Source organism: Pseudoxanthomonas sp. OG2, from assembly GCF_014192765.1.
In the GTDB taxonomy this organism is placed as follows: domain Bacteria; phylum Pseudomonadota; class Gammaproteobacteria; order Xanthomonadales; family Xanthomonadaceae; genus Pseudoxanthomonas_A; species Pseudoxanthomonas_A beigongshangi.
Map to the genome: position 1 here is coordinate 1,848,919 of NZ_JACHYM010000001.1, position 11,601 is coordinate 1,860,519.

6 protein-coding genes are annotated in these 11,601 nt (G+C 69.3%); 1 reads left to right on the forward strand and 5 read right to left on the reverse strand.

The window, feature by feature from the left end; translation table 11 throughout:
- Positions 1 to 36: 36 nt before the first annotated feature.
- The 4 genes from FHW78_RS08625 to FHW78_RS08640 form a co-directional block, all read right to left on the reverse strand.
- Complete coding sequence (locus tag FHW78_RS08625) at positions 37 to 2,742, reverse strand: glycoside hydrolase family 3 protein (protein ID WP_183639499.1); 2,706 nt, start codon at positions 2,740 to 2,742, stop codon at positions 37 to 39.
- Between the two features lie 12 nt (positions 2,743 to 2,754).
- A complete protein-coding gene (locus FHW78_RS08630) occupies positions 2,755 to 4,446 on the reverse strand; it encodes a glycoside hydrolase family 43 protein (protein ID WP_183639500.1) in 1,692 nt (563 codons plus the stop codon).
- A 92-nt stretch (positions 4,447 to 4,538) separates the two neighbouring features.
- On the reverse strand, positions 4,539 to 6,485 hold the full coding sequence (locus tag FHW78_RS08635; protein WP_183641272.1) for a sialate O-acetylesterase: 1,947 nt from the start codon (positions 6,483 to 6,485) through the stop codon (positions 4,539 to 4,541).
- A 50-nt stretch (positions 6,486 to 6,535) separates the two neighbouring features.
- Entirely contained in the window at positions 6,536 to 8,656 is a 2,121-nt protein-coding gene (locus tag FHW78_RS08640; RefSeq protein ID WP_255443272.1) for an alpha-glucuronidase family glycosyl hydrolase, read from the reverse strand.
- Between the two features lie 194 nt (positions 8,657 to 8,850).
- Here FHW78_RS08640 and FHW78_RS08645 point away from each other — a divergent pair, with 194 nt between their 5' ends.
- Positions 8,851 to 9,912 carry a LacI family DNA-binding transcriptional regulator gene (locus FHW78_RS08645; protein WP_183639502.1) on the forward strand — a complete coding sequence of 354 codons (1,062 nt, stop codon included), beginning with the start codon at positions 8,851 to 8,853 and terminating at the stop codon, positions 9,910 to 9,912.
- Between the two features lie 276 nt (positions 9,913 to 10,188).
- On the opposite strand, the gene FHW78_RS08650 is transcribed toward FHW78_RS08645, so the two are convergent.
- Positions 10,189 to 11,598 carry a sugar porter family MFS transporter gene (locus FHW78_RS08650; protein ID WP_141455221.1) on the reverse strand — a complete coding sequence of 470 codons (1,410 nt, stop codon included), beginning with the start codon at positions 11,596 to 11,598 and terminating at the stop codon, positions 10,189 to 10,191.
- Positions 11,599 to 11,601: the final 3 nt, after the last annotated feature.

An 11,601-nucleotide genomic window follows, 5' to 3' on the forward strand; every position in this document is an offset into this window, starting at 1 on the left:
CCATGCAATTCCGGCGATGCCGGTCCCACGGTTGAATCAGTCATCGGCGGCCTTCACCTCGAATTGCGCAGTGGCACGCGCGTCGGCGCTGGAGCCGCCCACCCGCACCTCGTAGCGGCCGGGTGGAACAATGTAGGCCTGGCGTGCTTCGTCGTAGCGTCGCAGGGTGGACTCAGGCACCAGGTCGAACGTCAGCGCGCGCCGTTCACCGGGCCGCAGGTGGATGCGCTGGAAACCGCGCAACTCCTGCCGCGCATCGCCGGGCCGGGCCTGGACGGGGCGGACATACAGTTGCACGACTTCATCACCGGCGCGCTCGCCGATGTTCTCCACCCGCAGCTTGATCCGCACCGTCGCGTCCGGCTTCACCGTACGCTTGTCCACCCGCAGGCGCTGGTAGTCGAAGCGGGTGTACGACAACCCATGCCCGAACGGATACAGCGGGGTGCCATCGAAGTAACGGTAAGTGCGTCCCTGCATGCGATAGTCGTCAAATGCGGGCAGTACTTCATCCGCCTTGTAGAACGTGACCGGCAGGCGGCCGGCCGGACTGATGTCGCCGAACAGCGCCTCGGCCACCGCCGAGCCCCCACGTTGACCGGGATACCAGCTCATCAGGATGGCGCGCAGATTGGCGTCGGCCCAATCCACCGCCAGTGCGGATCCGCCGGTCAGGACCAGCACCACCGGTTTGCCGGAGGCGTGCAGCGCTTCCAACAGCTTGCGCTGGGTCGCCGGCAGGCGCAGATCGGTGCGGTCGCCGCCGGCGAAGCCGGGATAGTTGACGGTCATTTCCTCGCCTTCGACATCGCCGGTGAGTCCGCCCGCGAAAATCACCACGTCCGCGTCGCGCGCCGCATCCAGCGCCTCCTCGAACGGCGGCTTGGCGCCCGGCATGCGCCAGGCCAGCCGGACCGCGGCATCGCGTTCGCCATCGTAGTACTCCAGGCGCAGGTCGTAGGCGCGGCCAGCCTGAAGATCCAGCTCGACGCCATCGCTGCGCAGGCGATCGCTGGCGGTCCAGTGATCCAGCACCCGCACGCCATCCAGGTACAGGCGGAAGCCGTCGTCGGCCGCCGCCTCGATCCGGTACTTGCCCGACACCGGCGGCAGCAGTTGGCCGCTCCAGCGGATGCTGAAGCCGTCGCTCGGTATCCCCTGCCCCGGCGCCGCCTCGCCACGCGCGAGCAGGTTGTCGGTGGGCGATCCGCGATCCCAGCGGAATCCGATCTGCGCGTCGGTTCGCACCAGCGCCGGCGCGCCGGACAGATCCCGGCTGCGGAAGTACTCGCCGCGCAGGCCACGTTCGACGGAATCGGCGGACGGTCGCAGGTAGGTCGCTTCGATCAGCGGAGTGGCAGCGGGGTCGTCGCGCCCCTCCACCAGATCCACGCCGCGCGCGTAGGTCACCCGGATCCCCGGCGCCGCGTCGCGAATGCCCTGCAACAGGGTCACCGGCGCGGCCGGCGTGCCGAAGTAGTTGCCGAGCAGCGCCATGGTGTCGTCGGCGGTCGGGCCGATCACCGCGATGCGCTCCAGGCTGCGCGACAACGGCAGGATGCCGTCGTTCTTCAGCAGCACCAGCGATTCGCGGGCGGCCTTGAGTGCCAGCGCATCGTGCGCCGGCGACTGGTTGACGGTGTACGGCATGCGCGCCCAGCGCACGCGCGACGCCGGATCGAACATGCCCAGCCGCATCCGCGCGGTGAACAGCCGCGTCACCGCCTCGTCGATTTCCGCCTCGCTGATCAGGCCCCGGCGCACGGCGGCGGGCAGCGTGGCGTATTCCTCGCCGCATTCCAGTTCGGTGCCGTTCTTGACCGCCAGCGCGGCTGCTTCCTCGCGGGTGGCCACTATCTTGTGGTTCTTCCATACATCGACGATGGCCCAGCAATCGGACACCACGTAGCCGGTGAAGCCCCAATCTCGCCGTAGGAGATCGCGCATCAGGAACCGGCTGGCGCTGGCCGACTCGCCGTAGACGCGGTTGTAGGCGCCCATCACCGCGTCCACCTGGCCCTCCTTCACCAGCGCCTCGAACGCGGGCAGGTAGGTGTCGTACAGATCGCGCCGGCTCGGGCGGGCGTCGAAATGGTGGCGATCGGCTTCCGGGCCGCTATGCACCGCGAAGTGCTTGGCGGTGGCATCCAGCTTGCGGTGCGTCGGGTCGTCGCCCTGCAGGCCGCGCACGAACGCCACGCCCATGCGCGCGGTCAGGTAGGGATCCTCGCCATAGGTTTCCTGGCCACGGCCCCAGCGCGGGTCCCGGAAGATGTTGATGTTCGGGGACCAGAAGGTCAGGCCCTGGTAGCGGCCATGCGCGCCCTCGCGCACGAACTGGTGGTGCTTGGCGCGCGCCTCGTCGCTGATGGCGGTGGCGACCTCGCCCATCAGCGGCACGTCGAAGGTGGCCGCCAGGCCGATCGCCTGCGGAAACACGGTGGCCTGGCCGGCGCGCGCGACCCCGTGCAGGCCCTCGTTCCACCAGTCGTAGGCGGGCACGCCGAGGCGTTCGATGGCGGGCGCGGCGTTCTGCATCTGCGCGGCCTTTTCCTCCAGCGTCATGCGCGCCACCAGTGCCGCCGCGCGTTCCTCGAAGCCACGCCGGGTATCCAGCCAGGGCTCCGGTTCTTCGGCGGCCACGGGGCGCGCGGCCAGCAGCGCAAGCGCGCACAGCGCCAGCGCGCGCAGGCGTGGCGGGATGCGCGGTGCTGAAAAGTGTGTCGGATCGGGAATGGTCATCGTTCTCTCCGCTCAGTGAGCACGTTCGTCGCGCGCGAAGGGACCGAGCAGCGTGCCGACGAAGCCGCCGGCCCGGTCGGTGCTCAGCACGGTGCCGTCGATGCCGCGCACCAGCGATTGCCAGCCGCGGCCATCGCCGGTATCGAACGCGAATCCGTAGGCGCCCTCGTCGCCGTCGATCTTCAGCCGCAGCGCGTCGCCGGCATCGACCTCGCGGGTGGCGAGCGTGCGCGCGGGGCCGGTGCCCCATCGCCCCTCCAGGAATACTTGCAGCCTGCCGCCGCTCGTTCGGCGCGCGCCGAGGAAGTACCAATGCGTCTCGCTCTGGAACGCGGCCAGTCCGGCCGCGACACCGGTTCCGGCCAGCGACATCGCGGTGCTGGCGTCGAAGCGCAGGTGCTGCTGCCGACGTCCCAGGAAAGCCGGGTTGCGCAGCGTGTCCAGGCCTTCGGCGAGCGGATGGATGGCCAGCGCGCCCGGGCGCGTGGCCAGATCCGCCCAATCCCGCCTGGGCACGCGCACGCGCAGCCATTCGCGTGCCAGCGCCACGCCGTCGAACTCGTCGCGATGGACGAAATTTCCGGTGGACGGCGCCTGCGCGGCATCGGTGCGCATCCACGACGGCGCGCGTGCGATGTACGGGATGGTCTGGCCGGCCGGCAGGATCACCGGCCATCCGTCGCGCCATTGCACGGGCAGCAGATAGGTTTCGCGTCCGGTGTTGTAGTGGCGCTGCTGGTAATTGCGACTGGCCAGGAACACCGCCCACCACGTCCCGTCGGGCCCTTCGACCAGATCGGCATGCCCGGCGTTGGTGATCGGCAACGACCGATCGACCGGCAGATCGCGCTGGGTCAGGATCGGATTGCCCGGATACGGCACATACGGCCCCCACACCTGCCGGCTGCGCAGCACCACCTGCGAATGCTGCGGCCCGGTCCCGCCTTCGGCGTCGGACAGGTAATACCAGCCATCGCGCTGGTACAGATGCGGTCCTTCGATCCAGATCGGGTTCGTTTCCGGGGAGACGCCGCCATCGATCAGTACCTTGCGCGGGCCGATCGGCTGCAGGCGCTGCAGGTCGATCTCCTGCATCCAGATCGCGCGATGGCCATCGTAGCGCGGAGGACCGACCGGCTCGTCGTTGTTGAGCAGGTAGACCTTGCCGTCCTGATCGAAGAACAGTGACGGATCGATGCCGCCGATGGTCGGCAGCCAGTGCGGATCGGACCAGGGCCCGGCCGGATCGCGGGCGGTGGCGATGAAATTGCCACCGCTGTCGGTGGCCGTGGTGACCACGTAGAACACCCCGTCGTGGTATTCGATGGTGGGCGCGAAGATGCCGCGCGAGACGCTCAGCCCGTCGAAATCCAGCTGGGTGGGCCGCTCGATGACGTTGCCGATCTGTTTCCAGTGGACCAGGTCGTCGCTCTCGAACACCGGGATGCCGGGATAGAAGGTGAAGCTGGAATTGACCAGGTAGAACTTGCCCCGCGCGGCAACGATGCTGGGATCGGCGTGGAAGCCGGCCAGCACCGGATTGCGATAGTGGCCGGTGGGCAGCGCCGGTTCGAACGCGGCATCGCGGCCGGCGTACTCGAACCAGTCGAAGAACACCGGCGCGGCGGCGTCGGCCGGTGGTGCCGAATGCGCCGGCGCGGTGGCCAGCAGCAGGGCCAGGCCGCTGGCGAGCAGCCATCCCATCGTCCTTATTCGGGACGACGATGGCGGGCATGGCGACGTGTTTCGATCCGGATTGGGATCGCGCGCGCGAATTCCGTTGCGAAAGGATGCGTTCATCGGGTCGTCTCGGCCGCGGTGAGTGGAAGTTCGAAAGGTCCGGCGGGCAGGCCGGCGCCGTCACGCAGGGTGCAGGTCGGCCCGTCGGCCCAGCAGTAGCGCACCCGTCCGGCATCGCCGGACCGTGGCGGTGCACGCAGGACCACACGATGGCCATCGATCGTCGCGTCCGCATAACGGCAACCGTCCGCTTCGCCACCGCACAGCTCAAAGCCGATCGGACCGGCCGCGCCCGTCGTCGCCAGCGCGCCGGTGACGCCATCGAACGTCACCACCACCGCATCGGCGGTCCGCCGCGCCTCGCGCGGCACCGGGCCGGAAGGCGCGAGCGCGCGCTCGCCATAGATCACGTGGCGCGCCGCGCGCGCCAGCCGTCGCGCCAGTTCCTGCTTGTTCGGCGGATGGATGTCGTAGTGATCGCCGATGTCGATCGCGATCGCCAACCCCGAGCGCGGCTCCTCCGCCACCACCCGGCGCTGCGCTTCGCGGACCTCCGCCCATCCACTTTCCGTCGGTGCGGAAGGCGGCATGCCGTAACCGGCCAGTTGCGCCACCAGCATCGGCAGGCCGTCGCCCAGTTGCCGGCGCCAGTCCGCGCGCAGCGTGCGCAGTCGCGCCGCGTAACGCGCGCCGTCGGCGGTGTTGGACTCGCCCTGGTACCAGAGGAAACCGCGTAGTCCGTAGCGACCGAGCGGCGCGATCATGCCGTTGTACAACGTCGACAGACCCGCCGCCGCCTGCCAGGGCGCGCTGGGCGGCGCGTCGGTACCGGGCGCGGGCCGGTAGCGCCAGTCCGCATCCAGTGGCACCCGGCTGCCGTCGTCAAAGCGCAGCGCATGCGCGGTCGCCGGGCCGGCGAGCCCGCCTTCGCGCCAGGTATCCAGCACGTTGACGACCACGCTGTTGGCGCCTTCCCGCAACAGGCCCCGCGGCAGCGCGTAGGCGCGCGCGGCATCGGCGCCATAGCTGCTACCGACGGGCACGCCATTGACCCAGGTCATGTCCGTTTCATCGGCCACTCCCAGTTCGAGCACGGCCCCACGCGCGGCCTGCGCCGCGCTCAGTTCCACCTGCGCGCGGTACCACACCATGCCGTCGTAGGCCGCCAGTTCGGGGACACCCCAGCGCTCCCAGGCGCCGAGTCCGGCGGGCGCCGGCCGCCACGCCGGATCGACCGGCGCATCCGCGCGCCACGGTTCGTCACCTGCGGCCGTTTCCTTGCGCGCATTCCACCAGCGTTGCCAGTGCGCGCCCCAGCGCGCGACCGCGGCGATCGGGTCGGCGGCGTACAGTGACAGCACGTCGAGCGCCTCGCCCCCCTGCCCGCCCGCGCGCAGCGCGTCCACACTGGTCCAGGCCTCGATCCGCGAACCGCCCCAGGCCGCCTGGATCAGTCCCATCGGCACGTCGACCGTCTTGCGCAGTTCGCGTGCGAAGTAGAAGCAGGCCGCCGAGAAATCCCGCACCGTCTCCGGCGATGCAATCCGCCAGGCGGTCGGTTCTGAGAAGTGCGACTGCGGCGTGATCGCACCGGCCCGCGGAACGGTGAACAGGCGGATGCGCGCATCCGTGGCGGCGGCGATCTCCCCGCCCGCATCCAGCGAGCGCCAGACGGGCAGTTCCATGTTCGACTGCCCGGCGCACAGCCAGACATCGCCAAGCCATATGTCGCGCACGGTCTGCACGGCATCGCCCGCTTCGACCCGCAGATCATGGGGTCCGCCAGCCGCCTGCGCGGGCAGGCGGATTTCCCATGCGCCGTCGTTCCCCGCCCGCGTCGCCGACGCGGCGCCGGCGAAGGACACGCTGACCTGCTGCCCCGGCGCGGCCTGGCCCCAGATACGCAGCGGCGCATCGCGCTGCAAGACCGCGTGATCCTGGAACAACTCATGCAGCAACGCCGGGCGGTTCGCTTCCTGCGCGTGCGTGCATGGCGCCGCCATGCACCACAGCGCGACGCAGGCGATGCCCCGGGCGAACAAGGCTCCTCGGTTCATCGTCCATCTCCCGGCGCATAGGGAAATCGCAGGGACTGGTAGTACGCCAGCGGCCGCGGCGGCGGCGCTTCGCCTGCGGGCAGCGGCAACCCGTTGATGGACTGGAAGTAGGCCAGGCTCGCATCGCGCCACCACTGCGCCTCACGCTGCTGGATGCGCAGGAAAGCGGCCACTTCGCGATGCCGCGCGTCGTCCACCCGGCCACGCAGGCCCTCCCAGGTGGTGCGCATGTCGCCGACGCGGGCCACGCCGCGCGAATAGCGGTGAACCATTTCGTCCCACAGGGAACGCCCGGATTGCATGCGATGGTCCCAGCGCACGTGGTGGAACCACAGCAGGAGCGGCTCGGGCACGCGATCGACGTCGCCGAACACGCGCGCCACCGGCGGCAGGTACTGGGCCACGGCATTGCTGCCCCTGACGCTGCGATCGAAGCCGATGCCGTCGCGATCGGCGCGGTGATAGTAGACCGAGGTCCAGTCCGCGCGCGGGCCACCGTCGACCCAGGGGCCGGGGCCGTAGTGATGACCGCGTGCCATCAGGTGATGCAGGCCCAGCGGGGTCATGTAGTCCACCGCCGCCTCGCGCGATGCCATCATCATGTCCACCACCGGCCGCACCACCACCGGGTCGGGCGAGAAGGTCATCGCGACCCAGTCGCGGGCGATGTCACGCGCGGCCAGATGGGGATTCCACGCCAGCCGGCCGAACGCGTACCAGTTGGCCTGATCGAAGTGGGAACCGCTCCAGTTGCGATCGGCGCCCACGTTGGCCACGCCCGCCATGCCGGTCAGCGCCGCGCCGTGCAGCGAACCGTCCACGACCCGCGCCACCGTGGATCCGGCGCCGCGCGCATGGGTATCGGCGCGCAGCGTCTCTTCATAAAGCGTGCCCAGATAGGCCAGGTGGGTGGCGAAGCCCAGATACTCCTTGGTGATCTGGAGCTCCATCATCAGCGGCGTTTTCGGCATCGCGCCGAACAGGGGATGGAACGGCTCCCTCGGCTGGAAATCGATCGGCCCGTTCTTCACCTGCAGCAGCACGTTCGGACGAAACCGGCCATCCTGGTGGACGAATTCCGCATGGGCCTGCCTGGCGCGATCGTCCGGGACCTCGTGCGAATAGACGAAGGCGCGCCACATCACCACGCCGCCGTAATCCGCCAGCGCGTCGGCGAGCAGGTTCGCGCCGTCGGCATGCGAGCGGCCGTAGTCCTGCGGGCCGGGCTGGCCCTCGGAATTGGCCTTCACCAGGAAGCCGCCGAAATCGGGAATCAGACCGTGGATCTCGCGCGCCTTCTCGCGCCACCAGCGCCGCACCCGCGGGTCCAGCGGATCGGCGCTGTCCAGCCCCCCGATCTCGATCGGCGCGCTGAAGCGCGCACTCAGGTACACGCGGATGCCATAGGGACGGAAGACATCCGCCAGCGCCGCCGCCTTTTCCAGGTACATCGGCGTCAAGCTCAAGGCATTGGCGTTGACGTTGTTGAGGACGGTGCCGTTGATTCCCAGCGACGCGTTCGCCCGCGCGTAGTCGGTGTAGCGCGGGTCTCGCCAATCCGGAAGCTTGTGCCAGTCCCACAGCGACGCGCCCGCATAGCCCCGTTCGACGTGCCCGTCCAGATCGTCCCAATGGTTGAGCAATCGCAGCTTCAGCCGCGGGGCTTCGCGGATCTCCAGGGCCTGCAGCGAAGCACCGGTCTGCAACAGCCGCAGCAGATGGAACACGCCGTACAGCACGCCGATGTCACCGCCGCCTGCGACGACGAGGGTTTCTTTTCCGTCAATGTTCGTCTGGCGCAGGAGATAGCCTTCCGGCCCCAATCCGCGCACTTCATCGCCCAGCGTCGCGATCCACCGCGAGGAAGCGGGCGTGCCCAGCAGCAGCGTGCCCTCGCCGATGGGGCCGGAGGACAGGCGCGGCGCTCGCCCCAGCAAGCCCTCCAGTCCGCGCAGCAGTTCGTCGCGCGCGGCGCGCTGGGTCGGCGTGGCCTCCGGCGCGACCAATTCGCGCAGGCGCGCCCGGGCTTCCACGGCCTGTGCCGGAGCCATCGGCACGTAACGCATCCACAGCGCGTAGCCGTCCTCGGCCCGCGCCGCGCCCGCGATCAGCACCATCCACAGCAGCACGAGTTCGGCCAGCACCGGCAGAACGCGCCGCCGGCCCGGGTCGCCCCGACGCAAGGTTAGCGTTAACATTCGCCGGCCAGGCGGGCACGCGGGCGTGATGTGTTCCATCATCATCCTGCGAGCCTGGCCGGGTTCGGGCGGTCGCGGAAAGACGCGGCCATGATCGAAGAAGGGAAAACAGGTTGGACAAGCCGAAGAAGTCGATCCGCCGCAAGAGCAGCGGCGTGACTATCGATGAGGTGGCCGCCCTGGCGGGCGTGTCGCCAATGACGGTCTCGCGCGTCATCAATGGCCAGGGAAAAGTGCGCGACACCACCCGCGAGCGGGTCATGCAGGCGGTGCGCGAACTGGACTACACGCCCAATCTGGCCGCCAGTTCGCTGGCGGCGGCCCAACACACCCGCATCGCCCTGATCTACACCAACCCCAGCGGCGCCTATCTTCGCGAACTGCTGGTGGGACTGCTGCGCGTGGCCTCGCGCACCGCGATCCAGCTGGTAGTGGATTACTGGGACGGCCTGGGTGGCGAAGCCGAGCGTGAAGCAGCGCGCGCGCTCGCCCGCCGCGTCGATGGCGTGATCCTGCCGCCGCCGTTGTGCGAATCCCGCGTCGCGGTGACCGAACTGGTCAAGGCCGGCGTGCCGGTGGTCGCGATCGCCTCGGGACGTTTCAGCAACGACATCTCCTGCGTCAGGATCGACGACTTCACCGCCGGCAAGGAGATGGCCGAGCACCTGATCGAACGCGGCCATGCCCGCATCGGCTTCATCCGCGGACGCAACGACCTGAGCGCCAGCTCGCGGCGCTATGACGGCTTCGTCACCGCGCTGCACGAAGCCGGCCTGGAAGTCGACGCCGACCTCGTCCAGCAGGGCGACTACACCTATCGCTCCGGACTCAAGGCCGCCGAGAAACTGCTTGCGCACCGCAGGCCGCCGACCGCGATCTTCGCCAGCAACGACGACATGGGCGCCGCCGCGATCTCGGTCGCCCATCGGCGCGGGCTGGACGTGCCGCGTGATCTTTCGGTGGTCGGTTTCGACGATACCTCGGCCGCGACCACGGTCTGGCCGGAACTGACCACCATCCACCAACCCATCGCGTCCATGGCCAACGCGGCCGTGGACATCCTGCTGCGCAGCATCCGCCGCAAGGACGACAGCACCCGCGTGCTGATGGACCACGTGGTCCCGCACCGGCTGGTCAGCCGCGAATCGGTGGCGGCACCGCCCAAACGTCGCTAGCGCGTCGCAAGGCCTGCCCGCACCGCACCCGGCAGCGGCATCGTCGACAGGCAGCGGCATACCGGCCCGGCGGACCAGCGCGCTTGCGATATCGGGGTTCCACATGCCCATGCTGTTTCCCGCCCCTCCCGATGACACGGATGCCTGATCAGCTGATCCGGCCGTCCGCCCTGGTCTGTATTCCGTCCGAACAAACCTGCGTCGCGATGCACGGCGCACCACGCCTGCCGACTCCCACGCCGGCCCGCTCATCGCGATGCCGGCGCCGGTCCGGGCTCACCCCTCCATCTGTTCCAGTTCCTTGCCCTTGGTCTCGTGCACGTACTTAAGGACGAAGAACACCGAGATCACCGCCGCGGCCAGGTAGATGCCGTAGGTCGCCGCCAGGCCGATGGCGGCCAGCAGGATCGGAAAGGTCACGGTGATGGCGAAGTTGGACGTCCACTGCGCCGCACCCGCCACCGCCAGCGCGGAACCGCGGATCTGGTTGGGGAACATTTCCCCCAGCATCACCCACATCACCGGTCCCCAGGACAGGTTGAAGAACACCACATAGAGATTGGCCGCCACCAGCGCCAGCGTGCCCATGCCGCCGGGCAGTTGCAGGTGGCCGTCCACCAGCGATCCGCTGGCGAAGGCCCACACCACCAGTGCCAGCGACGCCGCCATGCCGGCCGAACCGATCCACAGCAGCGGCTTGCGCCCGATGCGGTCGATCAGCAGCACGGTGACGAGGCAGGCACCGATGCTCAGCGCGCCGGACAGCACGTTGATCAGCAGGGCGTCGTTTTCCGAGAAGCCCACCGCCTGCCAGAGCACCGCGCCGTAGTAGAACACCACGTTGATGCCCACCAGTTGCTGGAAGGTGGCCAGGCCGATGCCGACCCACACGATCGGACGAATCCGGCCGGTGGCCTTGTTCTTCAGATCCGACAGGCGCGGGCGATGGTGATCCTCGGACAGCGAGGCATCGATTTCGGCCAGTTTGACGCGCGCCTCGCCCGCGCCGAACAGACGGGTGAGCACGCGCATCGCTTCGTCCTTGCGGCGCTTGACCACCAGGTAGCGCGGGCTTTCCGGAATGGTCAGCAGCAGCACCAGGAACAGCAGCGAGGGAAACGCCTGCATCCAGAACATCCAGCGCCAGGCCGCCTGGCCGCCCCACAGCGCCCCGGTCGAGGCGCCCGCGGCGCGGGCCAGCAGATAGTTGCTCAGGAACGCCGCGAACAGGCCGCTGATGATGGCGATCTGCTGCACCGTGGCCAGCCGTCCGCGGTACCGCGCCGGCGCCACTTCGGCGATGTAGGCCGGCGATATCACGCTGGCCGCGCCCACCGCGAATCCGCCCAGCACGCGCGCGGCCACGAACACCAGTGAACTGTGCGCGGCACCGGCGCCGATCGCCGACAACAGGAACAGCGCCGCCGAGATGATCAGCACGCTGCGCCGGCCCCAGCGATCGGCCAGCCGGCCGGCGAAGAACGCGCCGACCGCGCACCCCAGCAGCATCGAGGCGACCTCGAAGCCCAGCCCCGCCTTGCTGGATCCGAACGCCTGCTGCAGGCCGTCCACGGTGCCGTTGATGACCCCGCTGTCGAATCCGAACAGGAATCCCCCGATGGTCGCCACCACGCTGATCAACACGATCAGCCGGGTGTTCTCGTTCTCCGTCAACGCCTGGCTCATGCC

What these genes read in the sequence shown, in the direction of transcription:
- FHW78_RS08625 (WP_183639499.1), bottom strand. Translation starts at nt 2,742, where the DNA reads ATGACCATTCCCGATCCGACACACTTTTCAGCACCGCGCATCCCGCCA.
- FHW78_RS08630 (WP_183639500.1), bottom strand. Translation starts at nt 4,446, where the DNA reads ATGGGATGGCTGCTCGCCAGCGGCCTGGCCCTGCTGCTGGCCACCGCG.
- FHW78_RS08635 (WP_183641272.1), bottom strand. Translation starts at nt 6,485, where the DNA reads ATGGCGGCGCCATGCACGCACGCGCAGGAAGCGAACCGCCCGGCGTTG.
- FHW78_RS08640 (WP_255443272.1), bottom strand. Translation starts at nt 8,656, where the DNA reads ATGGTGCTGATCGCGGGCGCGGCGCGGGCCGAGGACGGCTACGCGCTG.
- FHW78_RS08650 (WP_141455221.1), bottom strand. Translation starts at nt 11,598, where the DNA reads ATGAGCCAGGCGTTGACGGAGAACGAGAACACCCGGCTGATCGTGTTG.